Annotated in this window: 16 protein-coding genes; 14 read left to right on the forward strand and 2 right to left on the reverse strand. The window is 64.4% G+C overall.

Annotated elements, in window-relative coordinates; all coding sequences use genetic code 11:
• The first annotated feature begins 101 nt into the window (after positions 1 to 101).
• Genes ACIQCN_RS01455 through ACIQCN_RS01470 form a run of 4 tightly spaced genes read left to right on the forward strand, consistent with a single transcriptional unit; the run spans position 102 to position 8,446 of the window.
• Positions 102 to 746 carry a hypothetical protein gene (locus tag ACIQCN_RS01455; protein WP_400604249.1) on the forward strand — a complete coding sequence of 215 codons (645 nt, stop codon included), beginning with the start codon at positions 102 to 104 and terminating at the stop codon, positions 744 to 746.
• Positions 743 to 2,041, forward strand: a complete 1,299-nt coding sequence (locus ACIQCN_RS01460) for a CpaE family protein (protein ID WP_400609020.1) — start codon at positions 743 to 745, stop codon at positions 2,039 to 2,041. The genes ACIQCN_RS01455 and ACIQCN_RS01460 overlap by 4 nt, the downstream gene beginning before the upstream one ends.
• 56 nt (positions 2,042 to 2,097) lie before the next feature.
• Positions 2,098 to 6,951, forward strand: coding sequence for an NAD-glutamate dehydrogenase (locus ACIQCN_RS01465; protein WP_400609022.1), 4,854 nt, complete (start codon positions 2,098 to 2,100; stop codon positions 6,949 to 6,951).
• Positions 6,952 to 6,979: 28 nt separating this feature from the next.
• On the forward strand, positions 6,980 to 8,446 hold the full coding sequence (locus ACIQCN_RS01470) for a sensor histidine kinase (RefSeq protein ID WP_400603225.1): 1,467 nt from the start codon (positions 6,980 to 6,982) through the stop codon (positions 8,444 to 8,446).
• A 114-nt stretch (positions 8,447 to 8,560) separates the two neighbouring features.
• Here the strand turns inward: ACIQCN_RS01470 and ACIQCN_RS01475 are convergent, their stop codons facing one another.
• The gene (locus tag ACIQCN_RS01475) at positions 8,561 to 8,809 is read right to left on the reverse strand and encodes a WhiB family transcriptional regulator (RefSeq protein ID WP_003804966.1); all 249 of its coding nucleotides are present in this window, start codon (positions 8,807 to 8,809) and stop codon (positions 8,561 to 8,563) included.
• 231 nt (positions 8,810 to 9,040) lie between these two features.
• Between ACIQCN_RS01475 and ACIQCN_RS01480 the strand changes: the two genes are divergently transcribed.
• Positions 9,041 to 9,520 (forward strand): hypothetical protein, encoded by a 480-nt coding sequence (locus ACIQCN_RS01480; RefSeq protein ID WP_400609024.1) that lies wholly within the window; start codon positions 9,041 to 9,043, stop codon positions 9,518 to 9,520.
• Here ACIQCN_RS01480 and ACIQCN_RS01485 read toward each other — a convergent pair.
• Positions 9,481 to 13,533 (reverse strand): FtsK/SpoIIIE domain-containing protein, encoded by a 4,053-nt coding sequence (locus ACIQCN_RS01485; protein ID WP_400609026.1) that lies wholly within the window; start codon positions 13,531 to 13,533, stop codon positions 9,481 to 9,483. The genes ACIQCN_RS01480 and ACIQCN_RS01485 overlap by 40 nt on opposite strands.
• Before the next feature lie 235 nt (positions 13,534 to 13,768).
• Here ACIQCN_RS01485 and ACIQCN_RS01490 point away from each other — a divergent pair, with 235 nt between their 5' ends.
• From ACIQCN_RS01490 to ACIQCN_RS01530, 9 genes are all read left to right on the forward strand, one after another.
• The gene (locus ACIQCN_RS01490; RefSeq protein WP_400609028.1) at positions 13,769 to 15,058 is read left to right on the forward strand and encodes a nucleotide sugar dehydrogenase; all 1,290 of its coding nucleotides are present in this window, start codon (positions 13,769 to 13,771) and stop codon (positions 15,056 to 15,058) included.
• Positions 15,059 to 15,110: 52 nt separating this feature from the next.
• Positions 15,111 to 15,710, forward strand: a complete 600-nt coding sequence (locus ACIQCN_RS01495; protein ID WP_400609030.1) for an acyltransferase — start codon at positions 15,111 to 15,113, stop codon at positions 15,708 to 15,710.
• Positions 15,707 to 16,798 carry a DegT/DnrJ/EryC1/StrS family aminotransferase gene (locus tag ACIQCN_RS01500; RefSeq protein ID WP_400609032.1) on the forward strand — a complete coding sequence of 364 codons (1,092 nt, stop codon included), beginning with the start codon at positions 15,707 to 15,709 and terminating at the stop codon, positions 16,796 to 16,798. Before ACIQCN_RS01495 ends, ACIQCN_RS01500 begins: the two co-directional genes overlap by 4 nt.
• On the forward strand, positions 16,798 to 17,793 hold the full coding sequence (locus ACIQCN_RS01505) for a Gfo/Idh/MocA family oxidoreductase (protein ID WP_400609033.1): 996 nt from the start codon (positions 16,798 to 16,800) through the stop codon (positions 17,791 to 17,793). The genes ACIQCN_RS01500 and ACIQCN_RS01505 overlap by 1 nt, the downstream gene beginning before the upstream one ends.
• Positions 17,790 to 18,959: a glycosyltransferase family 4 protein gene (locus tag ACIQCN_RS01510; RefSeq protein WP_400609036.1), complete on the forward strand. Its 1,170-nt coding sequence runs from the start codon at positions 17,790 to 17,792 to the stop codon at positions 18,957 to 18,959. The genes ACIQCN_RS01505 and ACIQCN_RS01510 overlap by 4 nt, the downstream gene beginning before the upstream one ends.
• Before the next feature lie 92 nt (positions 18,960 to 19,051).
• Positions 19,052 to 20,236 (forward strand): UDP-galactopyranose mutase, encoded by a 1,185-nt coding sequence (gene glf, locus ACIQCN_RS01515; RefSeq protein ID WP_400609038.1) that lies wholly within the window; start codon positions 19,052 to 19,054, stop codon positions 20,234 to 20,236.
• On the forward strand, positions 20,233 to 22,263 hold the full coding sequence (locus ACIQCN_RS01520) for a glycosyltransferase (protein ID WP_400609041.1): 2,031 nt from the start codon (positions 20,233 to 20,235) through the stop codon (positions 22,261 to 22,263). Before glf ends, ACIQCN_RS01520 begins: the two co-directional genes overlap by 4 nt.
• Positions 22,260 to 23,162, forward strand: a complete 903-nt coding sequence (locus tag ACIQCN_RS01525) for an ABC transporter permease (protein ID WP_400609044.1) — start codon at positions 22,260 to 22,262, stop codon at positions 23,160 to 23,162. Before ACIQCN_RS01520 ends, ACIQCN_RS01525 begins: the two co-directional genes overlap by 4 nt.
• Before the next feature lie 3 nt (positions 23,163 to 23,165).
• On the forward strand, positions 23,166 to 23,894 hold the full coding sequence (locus ACIQCN_RS01530) for an ABC transporter ATP-binding protein (protein ID WP_400609046.1): 729 nt from the start codon (positions 23,166 to 23,168) through the stop codon (positions 23,892 to 23,894).
• The last annotated feature ends 5 nt before the right edge of the window (positions 23,895 to 23,899 follow it).

Here is a 23,899-nt window from a genome sequence, read left to right on the forward strand (position 1 = left end):
GCAATATTTTCCATCGTGACTTTTGTTCTCTCGTCCTTGCCGCAACAATAAGGGTGCCGGCGAAGGATGGCATGCCGGCGCATTGGAGGGGGAAGAACGTCATGGGTCTTGATTCGTCCGTCACTGTGTCCAGGCTGAAACGGCCGTCGTGGAAGGATCCGCGTCTGGTCGTAGGCATTCTGCTGGTTCTCGCCAGCGTGGCCGGCGTGATTTCCCTGCTAGCCGCAGCGGACCGCACCACTGAGGTGTTCGCCGCCAGGAACGGCATCGCCGTGGGGGAGCGGTTGACCCCGGAGAACGTGGTCCGCACCAAAGTGCGGCTGGGGGATGTTGAACAGCACTACATCACGGCGGCATCCGGCCTGCCGGAAGATGCCGTGGCTATCCAGCGCATCGGCAAGGAGCAGTTGGTGCCGCGGACAAGCCTTGGCACTGTCGATGCACTGGACCGGAAGCCTGTGGCGCTGACTGTTTCCGAGGCACTGCCCGCCCAGGCCGTGGCGGGAGCCCGCGTCGATGTATGGGTGGCGCAGCCCGATGCCCGGAACGGCTTCAGCGAACCTACGCTTCTGCTCCCAGGCGCCGAAATCGCAGAGGTGGCGGAGGGTGCGACGGCCCTCGGTTCATCAAAGACCACCGTGATTATGGTCCTGGTAGAGGACAGTAGGATGCCTGCGCTCCTCGGCGCGCAGGCCAACGATGCCAGGATCTCCGTGGTGTGGAATCCTGGCGGTGGTGCACGGTGAGCATTCCGGTCGTCACCGTGGGCCAGGACCGGGACCTGGTGGGCGGATTGGAACGCCTCCATGGCCCTGTGACGGTGGTCCGGCGCTGTTCAGAACTTCCCGAGCTTCTGGCCGCATGCCAGAGCGGCCTGGCCAGGGCGGCGGTGGTGGCCGAGGGGACGGCGGGGCTGACGGCGTCGCTCGTTGACCGGCTGGGAGCCGTTGGAGTCGCGGTCATCGCCCTGACGGACAGCCCGGACGAAGCCGCGCGGCTCCTGGGCATCGGCGTAGCATCGGCCCTGACCGGCGTGGAACCGGCAGAACTGTCAGACCGCATCGCGGAGGCCGTGGAGCACCTGACCGGCCAGGGGCATGCTTCCCGCAGTTCGATGGCGGATACCGCGGCATTATTGACGGCAGTCCCTGCTGGTCCGGGGGAGGGGCCGGACGATCCTGGTCCGGGACGGATCATTGCCCTGTGGGGTCCCGCCGGAAGCCCGGGCCGCACCACGCTGGCGGTTAACGTTGCCGGGGAGCTGGCTGCCGATGGCAAAGACGTCATCCTGGTCGACGCCGACAGTTACGGTGCCAGCGTTGCTGCGGTGCTTGGCCTGCTGGACGAATCCGCCGGGCTGGCCCAGGCCTGCCGCCTGGCGGACCAAGGGGTTCTCGACGCGGCAGCGCTCGCCAGGGTTGCAGCATCCGTCGCCACAGCGCAGGGCACGTTCCGGGTCCTGACGGGCATCACCCGGGCAGACCGGTGGACCGAGCTGCGGGCACCTGCGCTGGCCAAGGTTCTGGAGCGCGCCCGCCAACTGGCCGACGTCGTGGTGGTGGACGCCGGGTTCTGCCTTGAAGCGGATGAGGAACTCAGTTTCGATACCATGGCTCCGCGCAGGAATGCTGCCACCCTCCGCTCGCTGGAACTCGCTGACACCGTGTTCGCTGTGGGTGCTGCCGACCCGGTGGGTGTTCCGCGTCTGGTCCGCGGACTGGCAGAGCTGGAAGCGGCCGTCCCGCAGGCCTCTCCGGTGGTGGTCTTGAACAAAGTGCGTGCGTCTGCCGTGGGCCGGGGGCCGGAACGGCAGCTGCGGGATGCCTGGCAGCGCTACGGGCCGGAATCCGCCATTCACGCGTTCCTCCCTTTCGACGGCCAGGCGGCCGATGCCGCCCTGCTCGGGGGATCGCTTTTGCTGGAGTGCGCCCCGGAATCAGACCTGCGCCACGCCATCCGGAATTTGGTTTGTGCACCTGCCCAGCAGAACCGCAAATCCTCTGTATTTTCTTCCACAGCAGGCCGGAGGGCAAAGGACTAGGCTCGACCTATGAGCTGCGACGGTGCAGCGGGTATCTCATATGGAGGCGTTTGTCGATGTCGTCTGGATCCAGCGTGGAGGATCAGCCCTTGTCCCCGGCAGACCAGGGAGGGTTTATCGGAGACTACTACCAGCATCTCGCTGAAGAAGACGCACGAAGCTACCCGCGGGAAGTGCTGGTCAACCGGGCCGAGAATCACCGGGCCGTCGCCGCGGAGCGCATGCCCGGCCAGGAAAAAATCTCCATCGTGGACGAGGAAGACAGCAGCATCGTCTACGTCGTGACGGACGACATGCCCTTCCTGGTTGACTCCGTCAACGCCGAACTCGTCCGCCAGCATGCAGCGATCCGTCTGGTGGTCCACCCCCTCATTGTCGCCAGCCGCAACCGGGCCACAGGTGCGCTGGTCGAGGTGAGCCGTGTCCCGGCCCACCTTGGTACCTCCAGTGGCGACACTGCCGCCATGCCGAATATCTCGCACCTCATTGCCCAGGGCGAGGATGCGTCGCACATGGAGTCGTGGATCGCCGTCGAAATCAGCCGGGTGTCCGACGAAGCCAAGGAATCCCTCCGGGAAGGCCTCAAGAGCGTGCTCGAGGACGTCCGCGCCGCCGTGGAGGACTGGCCCAAGATGCGCCACAAGGCTCTCTCCATCGCCGAGAGCCTGGAGAAGGTTGCCCACCCCGCGCAGATTGCCGAACTGCGCCAGGCCCAGGACCTGCTGCGCTGGCTGGACGACGGAAACTTCACTTTCCTCGGCTACCGCGAATACGATCTGGTCAACGTGGACGGCGAAGACGTCCTGGAGTTGCGGGAGGAAAGCGGCCTGGGGCTGCTGCGGCCCTCTACCGAGTCGCCGCATATCCAGCACCTCACCGACACCGGCCGGAAGAAGGCGCGCGAAAAGCGCGCCCTGGTCATCACCAAGGCGAACTCCCGCTCCACGGTGCACCGCTCTGCCTACCTTGACTACATCGGGGTGAAAAGCTTCGACCAGGCCGGAAACGTCAACGGCGAGCGCCGGTTCATCGGCCTGTTCGCCACCAGCGCCTACACCGGGTCCGTCCGGGAAATCCCCATTGTCCGGGATAAGGTTGACGCCGTCCTCCGCAGCGCGGGCTTCCCGCCGGACTCCCACTCCGGAAAGGACCTCCTGGGCATCCTGGAGACCTACCCGCGCGATGAGCTGTTCCAGATCGAGATTCCGGATCTGGCCGCCACGGCCCTGGGCATCCAGAAGCTCCAGGAACGCCGCCGCACCCGGCTGTTCCTCCGGCCGGACATCTACGGCCGCTTCATGTCCGCGCTGGTGTACCTGCCGCGCGACCGGTACACCACCAACGTCCGGCTCCGGATCGAGCAGGAACTGCGCGAGACGTTCCAGGCGGTATCCATCGACTATGAAGCACGGATGACAGAGTCGGCGCTGGCCCGCCTGTTCTTCCGCATCCGCCTGCCCAAGAACGCGGACTTCAGCCACGTTAATACGGATGAACTGGAAGCGCGGCTGGTCCTGGCGGCACGGTCGTGGAGCGAAGGCATCGCCGAAGTCCTGCGTCAGCGTACGGACATTCCCAACGCCAAGGAACTCGCCGCCATCTGGTCCGAGGCATTCCCGGCAAGCTACCGGGTGGACTACGAAGTGGAAGACGCCCTGGAGGACATCGCGCGGTTCGAAGAACACGGCGCGGCGGCCGAACGGATCGAGGGCGCACGGCAGGACCGGCCCGGCCTGCATGTTTACCTGCCCGAAGGTGCCGGCGCCACCCTGGAAGAGGATGCGCGCGTCAAGCTGTACATGCTCGAACCCAAGAGCCTGAGCCAGATCCTTCCTTTCTTCCACAACCTCGGCCTCGAGGTGCTGGATGAGCGTCCATTCGAAATTGAGACGGCGGACGGCCGGGACTTCTTCCTCTACGACCTCGGTCTGAAGTATCCGGCCGGGGTGGATCCGGTGACCACCGGGCCGCTGCTTGCCGATTCGTTCGGCGCCGCGGTCACCGGCGCTGCGGAATCGGACAGCTTCGACCGGCTGGCGCTGCGGGAAGGGCTGCAGTGGCGGCAGATCACCATGCTGCGCGCATATGCCCGGTACATGCGGCAGATGGGCAACACCAACTCGTTCGGGTTCATGGCCGACACCCTTCTGGCCAACCCCGAGGTGACCAAGGGTCTGACCGCGCTGTTCGCAGCCCGGTTCGACCCGGCTCTTGATGCCGAACAACGGGCGCACGCACAAGATGAGGTACGCGCCGGCCTCACAGCCGCCATCGAGAAGGTTCCCACGCTCGACGCAGACCGGGTCCTCCGCACCTTCGTCAACCTCATCGAATCCACCCTGCGGACCAACTTCTACCAGGACAAGCCGCACCTGAGCTTCAAGCTCGATCCGGCCCGGATCGAGGGCCTGCCCTTCCCGCGGCCGATGTTTGAGATCTGGGTCTACTCCCCGCGCGTGGAGGGTGCGCACCTCCGCTTCGGCAAGGTGGCCCGCGGCGGCCTGCGCTGGTCCGACCGGCGTGAGGATTTCCGCACCGAGGTCCTGGGCCTGGTCAAGGCGCAGACCGTAAAGAACGCCGTAATCGTTCCCACCGGCGCCAAGGGCGGATTCTTCGCCAAGCGGCTGCCGGACCCCACCGTTGACCGTGCCGCCTGGATGGCGGAGGGCGTGGAAAGCTACAAGACGTTCATCCGCGGGCTGCTGGACATCACCGACAACCTGCTCACGGAAGGCGGCAGCGAAAGGCTCGTGCCGCCGTCGAACGTTGTGCGCCATGACGACGACGATTCCTACCTGGTGGTGGCCGCGGACAAGGGGACGGCAACCTTCTCCGACATCGCCAACGGGCTCGCCGCCGAATACGGCTTCTGGCTCGGCGACGCCTTTGCATCGGGCGGGTCGGTGGGTTACGACCACAAAGCAATGGGCATCACCGCACGCGGCGCCTGGGAATCGGTCAAGCGGCACTTCAGCGAACTGGACCTGGACACGCAGACCCAACCGTTCACGGTGGTGGGCGTGGGGGATATGTCCGGTGACGTTTTTGGCAACGGCATGCTGCTGTCCCGCCACATCCGCCTGCTCGCGGCATTCGACCACCGCCATATCTTCCTGGACCCGTCGCCGGACGAGGAAGCCTCATTCGCCGAGCGGCAACGGCTTTTCGAGCTGCCGCGCTCTTCCTGGGACGATTACAACAAGACCCTGATCAGCGAGGGAGGGGGAGTCTTCTCCCGCCAGTCCAAATCCGTTCCGGTTTCGCCGGAGGTGTGCGCCGCGTTGGGGCTGCCCGCGGGGACAAAGGAGATGAGCCCGCCGGAACTCCTCCGTGCCATCCTGCTGGCACCGGCGGACCTGCTTTACAACGGCGGCATCGGCACCTACATCAAGGCCAGCACCGAAAGCCACGCGTCCGTAGGCGACAAGGCCAACGACGCCATTCGCGTGGACGGCAAGGACCTGCGGGTCAAAGTGGTCGGCGAAGGCGGAAACCTGGGCCTCACCCAGCGCGGGCGCATCGAGGCTGCCCTCCAGGGAGTCATCCTCAACACGGACGCCATCGATAACTCGGCCGGAGTGGACTGCTCTGACCACGAGGTCAACATCAAGATTTTCGTTGACCGGATGGTCGCCGCGGGCAGGCTTTCCGCCGATGAGCGCCCTGGGTTCCTGGCGTCCATGACCGATGAAGTGGCCCGCCTGGTGCTCGAGGACAACATCGACCAGAACATCCTGCTGCTCAATGACCGGACCCGCGTTGCAGAGTGGAGCCCCAGCTACGAGCGGCTCATGGACTGGCTGGACAAGACGGCCGGGCTAAAGCGTGACCTGGAAGCTCTGCCGAGCACCGAAGAGCTGCGGGAAAGACTGCATCAGGGGCAGGGGCTGACCTCGCCTGAGCTCTCGGTGCTGGCCGCCTATGCGAAGATCGAGCTCGCCACCGCACTGCGGAACAGCGACCTGGCGGATGATCCCTGGTTCCGGCAGACGCTGCGCGGCTACTTCCCGCACCAGCTGCGCGAACGGTTCGATGCCGAACTGGATACCCATCCGCTGCGCCGCGAGATCATCGCCACCGTCGTGGCCAACGACATGATCAACCTCGGCGGCATCACCTTTGCCTTCCGGGTCATGGAGGAAACGTCCGCCAGCGAGGTGGCTGTGGCCAAGGCGTTCGTGGCACTCCGCGAGGTCTACGAGCTGGACATCATGGTGGCGGAGCTCAACGGCCTTCCGGCGTCCTTCCCCACGGAACACTGGAGTGCCGTCCACCTTGACATCAGGCGGCTCCTGGACCGCGCAGTCCGCTGGCTCCTGGGCCAGGGGGGCGCCTCACGTCCCATCGCCGAGGTGGTGGACGAGTTCAAGCCGCTCATGGATCCGATGCGCGCCCGGCTGCTGGACTACCTCAAGGGCGATGACCGTGAGCGTGTTGCCGGCTGGCTGGAGAAAGCACGCGAGTGGGAGCTTCCCGAAGACCTCGCTTACCGCTGGGCGGAATTGTTTGAAAGCTACGTGCTTCTGGACATCGCCAAGATCGCCCGTGCCCGTAAGGAGCCGGTGGAGGAAATCGCCGCCGTCTACTACACCGTCTTCAACCGGTTCCACGTTGATTCGCTGCTGGAGCGGATCAGCAGCCTGCCGCGGCAGGACCGTTGGCAGGCGCTTGCCCGGGCCGCGCTGCGTGATGACCTGTACTCCACCATCTCGGACATGACGACGGCGGTGCTGGACGCCACCGGGCCGGCCGACCCGCCGGACGTGCGGCTCCAGGACTGGGAAGCCCAAAATGCAGAGCAGCTGGGCCGTGCCAAGACGATGTTTGACGAGGTCAACTCGCTTGAAGCGGACGATATGGCGTCGCTGTCGGTAGCATTGAGGCTCTTGAGGTCAATCGTCCGACGCTAGCCAGTCCGGCGTCGCAACTGGAGGTGCAGTGGCAATCTTTACGGACCCCATCAGGGAACACGCTGATTTCGGGCCCGGCGATGCCGAGTGGCTGCACCTGCTGGTGGGGGACTGGCAGATGGTTGCGGACCTGGCGTTTGCCGACCTCGCGCTGTGGTTTCCGCATCCGGACTTCGGCTACGTGGCCCTGGCACACGTCCGGCCCTCGACCACGCATACCGTGTTCCACGGGGACTTCGTTGGTGAAGGGATCAGGTCGGACCTGAAGCCGCTCGTGGACAAGGCGTGGGAGAGCAAGGTCATTGAGCGCTCCAGCGAAACCAACTGGAGCAGCGACATGGCGCTCCGCGTTGAAGCCGTGCCGATGGTCCGGAACGGGCGGACCCTGGCGGTGGTGACCACCCACATGGATCTCTCCAGTTCGCGCATGCCCTCGCGGCTGGAGCTGACCTACCGGCAGTGTGCCTATGACCTGCTTCGCATGGGCACGCTGGGGCTTTGGCCGGACTTTGCCTCTCCCACCGGTTCACGCCGTGGTGCTCCCCGGGTGGGTGATGGGCTGATTCGGCTGGATGCCGAAGGCATCGTCCAGTACGCAAGCCCGAACGGCGTCTCCGCGTTCCGTCGGTTGGGCGACGGAGAGTCGCTCGAGGGCCGCTCCCTGGCGGAGGTCACCGCAGGTCTTTTGAAGGACCGGCGCATGGTGGATGAAACGCTTCCCCTCGTGGTGACGGGCCGGATGCCGTGGCGCAGCGAAATCGAGTCACGGGGGGTCAGCCTTTCACTGCGTGCCATTCCGTTGCGGGATGAGCAGCAGCGCTTCGGCGCCCTGGTGCTGTGCCGCGACGTGTCCGAGCTGCGGCGCCGCGAGATGGAGCTGGTCACCAAGGACGCAACGATCCGGGAGATCCACCACCGGGTCAAGAACAACCTCCAGACGGTCGCGGCGTTGCTGCGCATGCAGTCCCGCCGCATGGTCAGCGAAGAAGCCAAGCAAGGCCTGGAGCAGGCCATGCGCCGCGTGGCCACTATCGCCCTGGTCCACGAAACCCTGTCGCAAGGGCTGGCCCAAAGTGTTGACTTCGATGAGCTGATCGGCCGGCAGTTCCGGCTGTCTGCCGAGGTGGCGTCACCGTCACAGCAAGTACGGACCGAACGTTCAGGCAAGTTCGGCGAGCTGCCCAGCGACTTCGCCACCCCGCTGGCATTGGTCATCAACGAGCTGGTCACCAATGCAGTGGAGCATGGACTGGAGGGCCGGGCTGGAACCGTATGGCTGCTTGCGGACCGCTCCGAGGGCGAGGAAGGCGAGGAATTGACCGTGACTATCGCCGACGACGGCGTCGGACTCCCTGACACCCCGCACGTTGAGGGACTGGGCCTGCAGATTGTGCGCACTCTGGTGACCAGTGAGCTGGGCGGCACGATTCAGTGGCGGCCCCGCGAGGGTGGCGGAACGGCCGTGCAGATCAGGCTGAGCCTGGCCGGAAAGTAATCCACGAATCACGTTTAAGGTCGGATACAGAAAGCCTCGCAATCCCTTCGGGGAGTGCGAGGCTTTCGCTATTTAAGTCGTGTGCGCCGGGCGGGTTTGGCGCATTTACCGGTGCTAGGACGCGCGGCGGGCACGGGCCGCGCGTCGCTTAAGGGCTCGGCGCTCGTCCTCGCTCATCCCGCCCCAGACGCCGGCATCCTGGCCGGACTCAAGGGCCCACTGGAGGCAGGTGTCCACCACGGGGCAACGCCGGCACACGCTCTTGGCCTCTTCGATCTGCAGGAGGGCTGGGCCCGTATTTCCCACAGGGAAAAACAGTTCCGGGTCCTTATCGAGGCACGCCGCGCGATTACGCCAATCCATGCTGATCAGTTGCTCCATTTCTGGGAAGTGCTCTTTGTGAAATTATTCACTAGTGGCTACAAAGGAAAAGGGCCCTGCGGGGCCCCCTTGGTCATCTGAATCAAGCCTGTCATGTTAACGCTGTGTAAACAAGGGGTAATAACCCTCGAAATCCCCGTAATTCTGAGCGATACATCACACCGCCGGCGCTGGCCCTCACCAGTACCCGACTATGTCCGGTAGGGTGCCAGTGTGTCAAGACCCCCCGCAGAGCCTGCCGATCCTTCCCCAGACCGCGTCCCCGGCCACAGTCCGGATGACGAGGTTCCGGCGCGCGGCAGGCCCGGGGGCGTCACCATTATTGCGGCCATCGTGGGCGCCGAAGCAACGGCGCTCCTTGGGGCGGCAGCCTGGTATGGCTACAACCTGCTCAGCGGAAGCCCCGTGTTGTCTTTCTGGGGTGCGGTGTTCACGTTGGGCCTCCTGCTGGCCTCTGCCGCCTGGCTGTTTGCCGTAGCCATTTTCCATTTCCGGGGCTACCGATGGACGCGCGCGGCGGCGCTGGTGGCCCAGCTGTTTGTTCTGACGATAGGTTTCCCAACGCTGACCGGAGGACTTATCCCCGCAGGAGCGGCCATGGTGGTGCCCGCCGTCCTGGCGCTGGTGCTTCTCTTCCACCCACGGGTGATCGGCTACGCGTCGCGGACCGGCGGCGGCACGCCGGCGCTGTAACTCGCCAAAGCCACCTGAAGGGCGCGGCTGCGGCCGGAGTCAATAAGGACTGCACGCCCCGGGGGAGGGTGGGGTTCGATGTCGAAGCGAATGCCGTAAAGGTCACCGTCCGACTGCGACCTCGGGCACAGCAGGAGTCCTGCCCCCGAGGACCGCGCCTCCATGGCCAGCGGCATCCGCTGGCTGAGCAGCGGCCCTGCTGAGGCAGTGAACACGACCCCATGGCCCAGCCCATGAAGGTCTGCCACATCCCGTATCGCACGGGGTGCCAGCCGGTCGGCATCGTCAACCAGGAGAACCGCCTGCTTGCTCAGCTCTCCGGCACGGGCTGCTTCGAGGCACCGCTTCCAGTACGCGGCCGGGTCTTCTGACCCGCCCGGCCCCGGGTCCGGGAGCAACCACCGTCCTGGGCCCGGGTTGAGCTCCTCGACGGCGCGGAGGAGATTGCTCTTTCCGGCTGACGGTCCGCCGAGGACCGCGAAAACACTGCCAGCCGTCAGCCGGATCGATACGGGGGACAGCTCATCGCCGCCGACACCGAGAAGTATTCCCGGTGCTTCAGCCGGGCGGTGATTCCTGGCCTGGTGCACCGCCCGTAAATCTTCCGCTGCGACGACGACCGGCAGCGGCTCGACGCGGAAAGGAGGACAGGCAGGCGCGGGCACGCTGGCCAGCCCCGAAGGGCGCGGGATCCTGCTTCCGGCAGAGTCTTCCGTCCGTTCACCGGAGTAGAGCTGGCAGACGGACGGCGCCGCACCGACGATCGGGCCCACCGCCACCGCACGTCCCTTGACCGCTTCAGTGGCGGGCAGTCGAGGCCAGGCGAGCCGGCTCTCTTCCGTGGAACCGGCGGGGAAATACATCCGGTTGGGTACAGCAGCCGTGAACCTGGCGGTGACCAGTTCACGGTCACCCGCGAGGAGAAGGAAGATGCCGGCGGCATGCCCGTCGCGGACCAGATCATGCACCAGGTCTTCCGCCCAGGAATACGGTCCCGCGCGGAAGGCGGAAGCCCAAGAGCCCCACCCTGCGATCACCACGAGAATCGGTGTCCGGGCTGTATCGCTTCTGCTGAGCCGGACCGTGAGTTCTTCGGCGAGCCGTTCAAGGACGCGGACCGCACGCCTTAGTTCATGCAGTCCTGCGTACGCGCCAGTCCTCGTGCACCCGGCGAGAGGCAGCAGTCCGCAGCCTGCATCAAGCACATAGGCGTGTGATTCCACCGCGTGGCACAGCAGCCTCCGCGACATGGACTCCAAAACCTCGCCCGCTCCCGATGCCGGGGCACCGATCAGGGCAAGATGGCCGTCCCGTCCGGGATCCCATCGGAACACCTCGACACTTTGCTGCATGGGAAGATCGATCAGGCCCAGCGCCATGCGCCAGCCAGACGCGTTGGCCTCATCTTCCGGCGCCAATTCGGGCAGGTGGTGCGGCAAGGGCTCCGCCACCGGCCGTCTGGGGGCCGGACCACCCGCCGCGTCCCACAGGTCATGGACCATGGCGAGGAGGGGTTCCGCAGCCTGCGCAGGGGTTTGCGCGGGCGCGCCCGAGGCTCCAGCGCCCGTGGGCTGGCACGAGAGGTACTCCACGGCAAGCTGGACGCGGACCGCCCCCGCCGCCGTCGCACGCTCCGGTTGAACCGATGCTGCCTGAAACTCCCGTGGGCCCTCGGTGCCACGCGCCAGGAAGGCCCGGCCCGGGCGCTCTATGCTGATGGCGGCTGCTGCCCGGTGGTTGATGATGTCCATCGACTCCATCTCCGACTGAACGCGCAGTGCGATGCTGGAGGTGACGTTGGCGCGGATATCCGCGGTCAATGCGCCTTGGGGCCGTTGTGTGGCCATGACCAGATGGATCCCCAGGGACCGGCCGATCGAGGCTATCCGCATCAGTTCACGCAGGACTTCGGGATGGTCGTCCACCAGCATGCGGAATTCGTCGATAACGATCACCAGATGGGGGAGCGGGGTTCCGTCCGGCGGCGGGGAAGTCCTCAGCGAGGCCAAATCCGGGACCCCGGCAGCCGAAAGCACCCGCTCGCGGAAGCTGACTTCTGCACGGAGCGAAACGAGGGTCCGGTCCAGCCCGTGGCTGGACAGGTCGGTCAGCATGCCGGTGCAGTGGACCAGCCCGGCCAATGGACCGAGCCCGGATCCGCCCTTGAAATCGATGAAAAGGAAATTGACCCGGTCCGGTGGATAGCAGAGCGCCAGTGCGGCAACGAGGCTGCGGAGGAGTTCGGACTTGCCGGAACCGGTGGTACCCGCGACGAGGAGGTGGGGGCCGTCGGACTGGAGGTCCAGGAGCTGGGGCGCCGATGGTCCCATGCCCAGCGGTATGGGCAGGCCCGGTGATGTGGAAGCGGCCTGCCAGCGGAAGGCGGTCCGGTCCGGGTCCAGCGGTAGGAGTTCGTGGAGGCGGCAGGACGCCGGAATGCCCGGCACGCTGCCTCTGGGTGCCCTCTCCCGGGCTGCCAGCCGGCGGCAGAAGGTGTCGAAGACTGCGGCTGGTGCGAGGTCCGGGACGAACGGTACGGAGGCGTGCCGCTCCCGCAGGATGGATTCCTGCTCGGCCAGCACCACATCGCATTTAGTAACAGGCACCTCGGCCGGCACGAATTGCAGCACCCGCCATCCACGTTCCACGGCCGCCTCGGCGAGGACGTTCTCGATGCCCGGAACCTGCGAACTTCCCGTCAGGACCAGGATCCCGGGCGTTGGTGCTGTTCGCCCTGAACACTGGGCAAGTGCAGCCCGGCATGAGGATGCAGAGGCGGTAAGGGTGGTCAGCGGCAGGTACCTGGCAGGGAGCGGAAGCCGGGCTGCTGCGCCATGGATGACGACAGGCGTCCCGCGGCCCAGCGGGTAGCCGGTCGCCTGCATGAGCAGTGCTCTGAGCATTCCGTCCCTGACAGCGCGCGGTCCATGAAACACCGTGCGCCGCAGCCGGGGATCAAGGAGGACGGGGACAGTGCCGACGGAAGGCACGGCAGCCCCCGGGGGCTCCAGTTGCACGTTGGCGGGCTGGCAAGCCTCGCCAAGCCGAAGCCAGAGGCCCTCGTGATCCCCCTCATCAGGCCCTTCCGGCGCTTCCGGGCGGTCCGGAGCCTGCGCGGCCTGGCCCGCCGTGAGCATCAGTAAAGCGAGGGAGGGCCCAGCGCTCTGCCGCCGTTCCCGGTCCCGGGCTACTGATGACCTGATTGCGCCGTCCGCCTTTCTTCGCTCCCTGCGGCCCGTGAACAGAGGGACCAAAAGAGACCCGGCAGAGGCTGCTGCGAAGGCAAGGAACATCCACATGCCGGTAGCCAGCGCCAGGACGATCCCAAGGACCAGTGGAAGTGTTGCCGTAAGGAGAAGCACCAGACGGTTGGCGGGTTCGGAGTGGCCGCGGACAACGATGGGTATCCGGACGGATGAGCCCGCCAAGTCCAGCGCCTTCCCGGGGACGTCCTCGAAGACCAGTGCGAGGCCCGTGTTGCCGCAGCGGATGGAGGAACTCGTGGAGACGATGGCTCTTCTGACTCTTTGTCCGTCGACATATGTGCCGTTGGCGCTGTCCAGGTCCGTAATCGATATGTGCGAATCGCGCACATCCAGGCGGGCATGCAGCCTGGACAGCTCGGGATCCTGGACAAGGATCCTCGCCCCGTTCCGCCCGAGCGTGTAGCTCCCCCGTTCCAGAGCCACGATGGTGCCGGCCGCGGGTCCGGTGTGCACCGCCAATGCCAGCCCGGCAGGGGCATCCCCCGTTGATGCGCGGGGCGGGGAATGCTTCCGGAGGCGCTCGCCGCCGTCGATCATTACCGCGCCGTTTACCAGGGGAGGTTCCCCAAGAACCAGGCTGTCCAGCTCCCGGCCTGCGACCGTGATGATGCCGGTTCCTAAGCCGGCCGTCATTTCCACCTGAATCGCCCGCCCCGGGGTGCCTTCAGGCGCGTTCAGCACCAACTCGCAGGGCGGTCCGGTGAAGCGGGAATGCGGCCCGCGTGCCAGAGTGCAGTGCAACGTCATGGACAGGCCTCCTTTCATGCTGTGGTGCCCACGCTATTCAGGGCGGCAGACGCGGGCCACAGCGAAGTTGGCTATGTGGAAAACTGCCGGGCGGCGTACGGCTGCGGAGGGACGTGGACGGAATGCGGCTTTCGAATCGGTGTTTACTCCAGACAGCGGATAGTGTTAAGCGAAACCGTGTGGGGCGGCCTTATGGCTGTTCCCTGCCTGTCATGAGAGAAAAGGCATCAGAACCGTGAAGATCGCTGTAATTGCGCTGGGGAAAATCGGATTGCCGCTGGCCGTTCAGTTCGCTTCCAAGGGACACGACGTCGTGGGTGTCGACGTGAACCAACAGGTCGTCGACCTTATCAACGCCGGAACCGAGCCGTTCCCCGGAGAAGCCTTCCTGCAGGAAAGGCTGTCGGAACTGGTCCCGGCCGGAAAGCTGCGCGCCACGACTGACTATGCAGAGGCCGTCCCCGGTGCGGATGCAGTGGTCCTCGTGGTTCCCCTGTTCGTTGACTCCGAAGCCAGGCCGGACTTCGGCTGGATGGACGGCGCCACCGCCGAACTTGCCAGGCACCTCACGCCCGGGACCCTCGTGTCCTATGAGACGACCCTCCCCGTCGGAACCACCCGCACACGTTGGAAGCCTGCGCTGGAAGCGGGCTCCGGCCTGACGGAAGGGAAAGATTTCCACCTGGTCTTCTCACCGGAACGCGTCCTTACCGGACGGGTGTTCGAGGACCTGCGCAAGTACCCCAAGCTGGTAGGCGGTCTGTCCGAAGAGGGTGCCGCACGCGCCGTCGAGTTCTATGAGTCGGTTTTGGACTTTGACGACCGCCCGGACCTCAAGCGCGCCAATGGTGTCTGGGACCTGGGTTCCGCCGAAGCTTCGGAGCTGGCCAAGCTGGCCGAGACCACCTACCGCGACGTCAACATCGGCCTGGCCAACCAGTTTGCGCGGTTCGCCGCCACTGCCGGCATCGACATCTACCAGGTGATCGAGGCCTCCAACTCCCAGCCCTACAGCCACATCCACCAGCCCGGCATTGCCGTGGGCGGCCACTGCATTCCGGTGTATCCGCGGCTTTACCTCTGGAATGATCCGGAGGCCACCGTGGTGCGGGCCGCGCGCGCAGCCAACGCTGACATGCCGGACTACTCCATCGGGCTGCTCGAAGGCGCCTACGGTGACCTTTCCGGCGCCCGCGTCGTGGTGCTCGGCGCCGCCTACCGCGGCGGAGTCAAGGAAACCGCATTCTCTGGCGTGTTCGACGCCGTGGCGGCGCTCGAAAAGCGCGGTGCGCAGGTCTCCGTGCACGACCCGCTGTACTCGGACGCAGAGCTCGACAAGCTCGGCTTCGCTGCGTACCACCTCGGTGAGCCTGTGGACGCTGCCGTCGTCCAGGCTGACCACGCCGAGTACCGGGAGCTGGCGCCGGCTGACCTGCCGGGTGTCAAGGCCTTCATCGATGGCCGGCGGGTAAGCTCGCCGGACCGCTGGGACGGCGTAACTTACCGCGTCATCGGCAAGGCTTAGCCCCGCGCTGCTGCGCTGCCCGCGCTGGAAATCTTTGAGAGGATTACCCACTATGACCACCACCATCGCACCCAGTGCTGACGTCTCAGACCAGGCGGAACTGGGCGAGGGCACTAAAGTCTGGCACCTTGCCCAGGTACGTGAAGGAGCCACCCTTGGCGCCAACTGCATCGTAGGCCGTGGCGCCTATGTTGGAACCGGGGTGCAGATTGGCGAGAACACCAAGATCCAGAACTACGCACTGGTGTACGAGCCAGCGAGCCTCGGCAAGGGAGTCTTCATCGGTCCCGCGGTGGTTCTGACCAACGACACCTACCCCCGGTCGGTCAGCCCCGACGGTGAGTTGAAGAGCGCCCATGACTGGACTCCTGTCGGTGTGACCATCGAGGACGGCGCCTCCATTGGGGCACGGGCTGTGTGTGTGGCACCGCTGACGGTGGGACGCTGGGCAACTGTGGCCGCCGGCGCAGTGGTCACGAAGGATGTCCCCGCCTTCGCACTGGTGGCAGGCGTTCCCGCCCGCCGGCTCGGATGGGTCGGTAAGGCAGGGGAGCCGCTGCGGCAGGAAGGCGCATTCTGGGTATGCCCGGCTACCGGCGCCAAATACATTGAAGACGGAAATTCCCTGAAAGAATCTGAGGAGAACGCATGAGCTACGACTTTATCCCGGCCGCGAAGCCGATCATCGGCGACGACGAGCGGGCCGCAGTCGACGCCGTCCTGGCCACCGGCATGCTGGCCCAGGGCCAGCAGGTGGCAGAGTTCGAAAAGGAATTCTCCGACGTACTCCTGGACGGCCGCGCTTCCGTCGCCGTAAACTCCGGCACCTCGGGACTCCACCTCGGACTGATCGCAGCCGGAGTGGGCCCGGGAGACGAAGTCATCGTTCCTTCGTTCACCTTCGCAGCAACAGGCAACTCGGTGGCACTCGCCGGGGCGACGCCTGTGTTTGCCGACATTGAGCTGGACCACTACACGCTGGACGTGGACCACGTCGCCAAGCTCATCACGGACAAGACCAAGGGCATCATGCCCGTCCACCTCTACGGTCACCCGTTCGACGTCGAGGGCTTTTCCCGGCTTGCCGAAGAACGCGGGATCGACCTTTACGAGGACGCCGCGCAGGCTCACGGTGCCAGCGTGAACGGCAGGAAGGTCGGGACGTTCGGCAAGTTTGCCATGTTCAGCCTTTACCCCACCAAGAACATGACCTCAGGTGAGGGCGGCATGGTGTCGACGGCGGATTCCGCCGTGGAGCGCAATCTTCGGCTCCTGCGTAACCAGGGCATGGAAAAGCAGTACGAAAATGAACTCGTCGGCTTCAATGCCCGCATGACCGACCTGCATGCCTCCATCGGACGCGTGCAGCTCAAGAAAGTCATGGGCTGGACCAGCACGCGGCAACAGAACGCGGCCTTCCTGACTGAAAACCTCGAGGGTGTCGGCACGCCGAAGGTTGCGGAGGGCGTCGCCCACGTCTACCACCAGTACACGATCCGGGTCACTGAAGACCGTGACGGGCTGGCTAAGGCCCTGCGGGAGGAATTCAATATCGGAACGGGTGTCTACTATCCGGTACCCAACCACCGCCTCCCTTCGTTCAACAGGACCGAAGACCTTCCCAATACGGAAACTGCTGCCAAAGAGGTGCTTTCACTGCCGGTCCACCCGTCGCTGAGCCAAGCGGACCTGGAACGGATCGTTACGGCGGTCAACAAGCTCGCCAAGGCAGGCTCCTAATGGCAAATCTGCGTGTTGGCCTGATCGGACTCGGCATGATGGGGCGTCACCACGCCCGGGTGATCCGGGAACTTGATGGCGTGGACCTGGTAGCCGTTGCCGACTCCTACGGTGATCCGCACGGCGTTGCCGGCCAGCTTGGCGTCTTGTCTTCCGTGGAGGAACTCATCGCCGCAGGCATCGACATGGCCGTGGTGGCAGTGCCCACCGGCCTGCACGAAGAAGTGGGCCTGGCACTTGCCGAGGCCGGGGTGCACACTCTGGTCGAGAAGCCCATTGCTTCCTCCGCCGAAGCCGGGCAGCGGATGGTCGACGCTTTCGCCGCCAAGGGCCTCGTGGGAGCAGTCGGCCACATCGAACGCTTCAACCCTGCCCTGCAGTCGCTGCGCAAGCGCATCGAGGCCGGAGAACTGGGAGAGGTGTACCAGATCGCAACGCGGCGCCAGGGACCTTTCCCGGCCCGCATCGCTGACGTGGGCGTAGTCAAGGATCTCGGCACCCACGATATCGACCTCACGGCCTGGCTTGCCCAAAGCCGCTTCCAGTCGATCTTTGCCCACACCACTACCCGAAGCGGCCGCCCGCACGAGGACATGGTCGCGGCGACGGGTCACCTGGAAAACGGCGTTATCACCAATCACCTCGTGAACTGGCTGTCGCCCATGAAGGAGCGCCTGACGATTGCTACCGGTGAGAAGGGCGCCTTCGTCGCCGATACCATCACTGCAGACCTGACGTTCTTCGAGAACGGCACGGTTGCCACCGAATGGGAATCGATGGCGGCTTTCCGCGGAGTTTCGGAAGGTAACGTAACCCGCCTTGCCATCGCGAAGCCCGAGCCTCTTCGGACTGAGCACGAAGCGTTCCGGGACGCGGTCCTGGGACTGCGGAACGACGTCGTCACCATGCAGGAAGGCCTCGACACGCTCCGGGTGGCGGAGGCTGTGCTCCAGTCGGCCACGAGCCGCCAGATGGTCGACCTCAATACCCCGTGACGAATAATCGGCCAGCCACGGTCATCGTCGCCTCACGGCTGTTCACCCCTGAAGTCGGGGCTGCTTCATTCCGACTCAAAGCGCTGGTGGATGGTCTTGCGGAAGGCTCGTCGGAGGTCTGCGTTCTCACCACCAGGCCTCCGAAGGGATCACCGGCGTTCACAGCCCCTTACCGGCTGTCACGCTGGCCCGTGCTCCGGGACGCCGGTGGAAACGTGCGAGGTTACCTGCAGTACCTCAGCTTCGACGGACCGGTGTTCTTCCGGCTGCTGTTTTCGCGTGCAGACGTGGTGGTGGCCGAACCGCCGCCCACCACTGGTGTGGTGGCCGCCCTGACGTCCGTTCTTCGACGCAGGCCCTTCGTCTACTACGCCGCTGACATCTGGACGGAGGCTTTGGCCGCCACGGACGTGTCGCCGGTGATCGTGAAGGTCATGAAGGTGACCGAGGGGCTTGCGCTGCGGAAGGCCGCCAAGGTTCTGGCCATCTCTGACGCGGTGGCGGATAAAGTGACCGCGTTCGGCGTTCCGCCGGAGCGGGTTGCCTTAATCGGAAACGGCATAGATACGGGCGTTTTTGGTCCTGCAGGCCCTGTCTGGCGGACGGACGAACCCTACTTCGTCTATACCGGCACCATGTCTGAATGGCAGGGCGCCGACATCTTCATCAGGGCGCTGCCGAAGGTGCTGGAAGAACATCCGACGGCGGCCATCCACTTCTTCGGGCAGGGTTCGGACGAATCCCGCCTCAAGGAACTGGCCGCAAAGGTTGCGCCGGGCCGGGTTCATTTTGGCGGAGTTGTCCCTCCTGCTGAGGCAGCATCGCGGATCCGGGGCGCCGTCGGCGCCCTGGTCAGCATCAAACCCGGGCAGGGCTATGACTTTGCCAAGCCGACGAAGATCTATGCCGCCGCAGGATGCGGGACGCCTGTGATATTCGCCGGGTCCGGCGAAGGCGCCGCCGTGGTTGCGGACAACGGCCTGGGCGAGACGGCGGAATATGATCCCTCCAGTGTCGCGGCAGCCATGTCGAAGGTTTTGGGGCGCAGTGCTGCCGGTGAGGACCAGGGCCGTGAAGCACGGTCGCGGTGGGTGGAGGAAAACGCTTCTTTGGCTACCTGTGGCCGTCGCGCGGCTGCGGCGGTCCTGTCGGTGCTCCAGTCCTGACCCGCGGACATGCAGGAAAAATCTGAGTTCGGGTAGTCTAGTCCCGGCATATACGGGTGTCTATACCGGCCACAAAAACACACAGGAGAGTTGTGAACGCTGATCTCGTCGTAGTCGGTTCGGGTTTTTTTGGCCTGACAATCGCGGAACGTGCCGCCAAGGAGCTCGGCCTCAAGGTCGTTGTCCTGGACCGCCGCCATCACATCGGCGGCAACGCCTACAGTGAGAATGAGGCCAAGACCGGGATCGAGGTTCACCGCTACGGTGCCCACCTCTTCCACACATCCAACGAGCGCGTGTGGGAGTACGTTAACCGATTTACTGCGTTCACCAGCTACCAGCACAAGGTCTACACCAGCCACAAGGGCGAGGTGTACTCCATGCCCATCAACCTCGGGACCATCAACCAGTTCTTCCGCGCCGCCATGGGACCGGCAGAAGCGAAGGCCCTGATCCTGGAGCAGGCCGGCGAGCTGGCCGGGACGGACCCGCAAAACCTTAACGACAAGGGCATCCAGCTGATTGGCCGGCCCCTCTATGAGGCGTTCATCAAGCACTACACCGGTAAGCAGTGGCAGACGGACCCCAAGGACCTTCCGGCGGAGATCATTTCCCGGCTTCCGGTGCGTTATAACTACGACAACCGTTACTTCAACGACACCTACGAAGGTCTCCCGGTAGACGGGTACACGGCCTGGATCGAGCGGATGGCCAATCACCCGAATATTGAAGTCCGCCTCAATACTGACTTCTTTGATGACGGGGAGTTCGGCCGCAGTGCGGTGGCCGGGCAGGTGCCCGTGGTCTACACCGGAGCCGTGGACAGGTACTTCGATTACGCCGAGGGCGACCTGTCCTGGCGGACCATCGACCTTGAAGAAGAGGTTCTTCCGGTTGAAGATTTCCAGGGCTGCGCGGTGATGAACTACCCGGACGAAGACGTCCCGTATACCCGCATCCACGAGTTCCGGCATTTCCACCCCGAACGCGACTACACCAAGGATGCCACCGTCATCATGCGCGAATTCTCGCGTTTCGCCGAAAAGGGCGACGAGCCGTACTACCCCGTCAACACCGCCGCGGACCGCTCCAAGCTCCTGGCCTACCGCGACCTTTCACGCGGCGAGGACTCCGTCCTGTTCGGCGGCCGTCTCGGCACTTATAAGTATCTCGACATGCACATGGCCATAGGTTCCGCCCTGACCATGTTCGACAACAAGATCAAGCCGCACTTCAGCGGCGGCGCGAAGCTGGTAAGCGGAGGAGTAGACGCATGAGCGTAGCCACAGAGTTCCGGCAGGACGGCGGGCCGAGCGCCGAGGAAACGGCGTGGAAGACTGTTCACCGGGTGGTGTTTCCCGTAGACGGCGATACGGACACACTTCCGCTGTACGTGGACTTCGATCCTGCCCGGCGGGTCGTGGAATCCGAAGCGTCCGGCACCAAGCGCAGCCTGCTGGCTATGGCGTTCGCCTCGCAGCGCAGCGATGTACGGGCCGACTTTGTGCAGGGGCGGCGCCAACTGCGCCTACCGGCGCACCGCCGGGTTTCCTTCGGAACCTATTTCAATGCCTTCCCCGCAAGCTACTGGCGTGCCCACACCGACGTCCAGAAGGTTCGCCTCAGCATCGAACTGGACGCCGAAGCCACGGTCATCGTGTACAAGTCCAGCCCGCGCGGGAGCTCCAACCGGGTCCAGAGCATGCACGTTACATCCGACGGAGCTACCGCGACGTGCGAGCTCTCTTTGACGAGCTTCGCCGACGGTGGCTGGTACTGGTTCGACCTGGTTGCCCATGGAACCGAAGTTACGCTGAAGCAGGCTGAGTGGTCCGTCCCGGAACCGGAAGGCTTTGTGCCGGGTTCCCTTTCCATTGCGGTCACCACCTTCAACCGCCCGGATTACTGCGTCAAACACCTCAGGACGTTTGCCGGCTCCGAGGATCTGGTCGCAGTCATGGACCGGCTTATCGTGACCGACCAGGGAAACCAGCGCGTTCGGGACGAGAGCGGATTCGAAGAGGCCGCGGCGGCCCTCGGAGACAAATTCACGCTGATCGAGCAGGGCAACCTCGGCGGTTCAGGCGGATTTGCCCGTGGGATGCATGAAGCGGCACGGGATGGCGAGAGCCGGTACGTGATGCTCCTGGACGACGACGTCGTGGTGGAAACCGAGGGAGTGCTGCGCGCCGTAAACTTCGCGGACTTCACCCGCAAGCCGACGATCGTGGGCGGGCACATGTTCAATCTTTTTGAGCGCTCAGTCATCCACAACTTTGGCGAAGGCATCAACCAGTACCGTTTCCAGTACGAGCCCGTTGGGCGCGGCGAGCGTTCTTCACATGATTTTTCGGCCAGCAACCTTCGGACGACGCCCTGGATGCACCGTCGTGTAGACGTTGACTACAACGGCTGGTGGATGTGCCTGATTCCTACGGAGATCGTCCGCGAAATCGGTCTCGCGCTACCGGTGTTCATCAAGTGGGACGACGTCGAGTACGGCATTCGCGCAGGGTCACGTGGCTACTCCACGGTCAGCCTTCCAGGAGCCGCGGTCTGGCATATGCCTTGGACGGAGAAGGACGACACCATCGACTGGCAGGCCTACTTCCACCAGCGGAACCGTTGGGTTGCGGCCCTACTGTACTCGCAGTACGACAAGGGCGGCCGGCTGCCCCTCGAGAGCTTCCTCCAGGACGTGCGACACCTGCTGTCATTGCAGTATTCCGCCGTCGAGCTGCGCAACCGCGCCCTTGCAGACATTCTTGACGGTCCTTCCCACCTGCACAGGACGATCGGCAGCAAGCTCCCCGAGATCCGCAAGGAACGCTCGAAGTTTGCGGATGCCCAGGTCACGAAGGACCTCACGGAGTTCCCGCCGGTCAGGCGCGTGCACCTGCCCAAATTCGGAATGTTCCCGTCCCGTCCAAAAAACTTCGCCCAAACGATCTCAAGCGCACTGTCCGGGGCGTTGCGCCAGCTGCGTCCGGTGAACCCGGCTGCCCTGGAAAACCCCGAGGCAGTCGTGCCGGCCGCTGATGCGCGCTGGTGGCGGTTGTCGCACCTGGATTCAGCCATTGTGTCTGCATCGGACGGGACGGGCGCCTCCTGGTACAAGCGGGACAACGTGCGTTTCCGCCAGCAGTTGCTGACCAGCCTGAAGCTGCACGCGCGGGCGTTGAGCCGTTGGGATGAGCTGTCGGGCAGTTACCGGCAGGAACTGCCGGTTTTCACGTCTCCGGAGGCATGGACCCCCACCTTCGAAGCGGCGTCGGCAGTGGATGAACAGAAGCCGGGTAAATGACCGGTCGAGACTCATTCCCTCCGGGCCGGAACCCCGGCCTGTTGGTTTCGCCCGGCAAGGGGAACGGGCTCGCCGATGTGTTCCGTTCACGCTTCCTGCTTAAGCTGCTGGTCCGGAAGGAACTGCGGATCCGCTACCGCGGGTCCGTATTGGGACTGTTGTGGACGTACGTGAAGCCAGGGGTGCAGTTCGTCGCCTTCTACATCGCGCTGGGTGTGTTCCTCGGACTCGAACAGAGCCCCACGAACAGGAACGGCTTACCAAACTATGCCGTGTACCTGTTTTCGGGGATCGTGCTCGTGAACTTTTTTACGGAAGCACTGAGTACAGCTACGCGCTCGATCGTGATCAACAGTGGCCTGATCAACAAGATCTACTTGCCGCGGGAACTCTTTCCGGCGGCATCAGTCTGGGTCTCGGCCGTGCATTTTTTCCCCCAAGTCGTAGTCCTCGCCGTAGCGTGCCTCTTCACGGGATGGCGTCCGGGCCCGCTTGAAGCTGTGACAGCCGTTGCGGGGTTTGTGATTATCGCCCTGTTGGCGACGGGACTGGGACTTTTCTTCAGTGCGGTGAATGTCTACTTCCGGGACTCAGAGAACTTCGTGGACATGCTGCTGATGGTGGCCGCATGGGTTTCGCCCGTCCTGTATTCGTGGCAGATGGTCCAGGAAAAGGCGGGCGCGGCCGGCTTCGCCCTTTATCAGCTCAACCCCATCACCATTGCTGTGGAGTGCTTCCACCACGCCTTCTGGCTTCCGACGACGGTGACGGGACAGGCGAGTCCGCCGAATCTCCTGGGGCTGTGGGTCCCGGTCGGCCTTGGGGTGTCGATGCTTATTTTGATCCTGGGCCAGTGGACCTTCCGCAGGCTCGAAGGCCGATTTGCGCAGGAGTTGTAAACGATGACTACCGCAATCGACATACAAAACATCGACAAGCAGTTCGTACTCCGGCACACCCGGTCCCTAAAAGAGGCGCTGGTCTGGCTGCTGAGAGGGCGCAAGGGCGATCTCACCGGGAAGTTTCATGCCCTCAGAAACGTGTCGCTCCAGGTGGGAGAAGGCGAGACCGTTGCCTTGCTGGGATTCAACGGTTCCGGCAAGTCGACACTTTTGAAGCACATCTCCGGAGTCATGCAGCCGGATTCCGGCACGGTCCGCACCCGGGGGCGCGTAGCCGGCCTCATCGAAGTGGGGGCCGGATTCCATCCGGACCTCTCCGGTCGCGACAACGTCTACCTCAATGGTGCGATCCTCGGCATGAGCGAAGCGGAGATCAAGGAAAAGTTCGACTCCATCGTTGAGTTTGCGGAAATTGGCGAGTTCATCGACACCGAGGTGAAGTTCTATTCCTCGGGCATGTACCTGCGGCTCGCATTTTCCGTCGCCGTCCATACTGATCCCGATGTCTTCCTCGTGGACGAAATTCTTGCGGTGGGCGACGAACCCTTCCAAAGGAAGTGCCTCGCCAAGATCAAAGAACTAGCGTCCGCAGGGAAAACGCTGGTTGTTGTAAGCCACGACCTGGAACTCGTGGGCCAGGTTTGCGAGCGCGGGGTCCTGCTGGAACACGGGACTGTGCTGATGGACGGTCCGGTCAAAGAAGTCATTAGTCGCCTGCGTGGCCAGTAGTTTCA

It is taken from the genome of Pseudarthrobacter sp. NPDC092424, assembly GCF_044754925.1.
Taxonomy (GTDB): domain Bacteria; phylum Actinomycetota; class Actinomycetes; order Actinomycetales; family Micrococcaceae; genus Arthrobacter.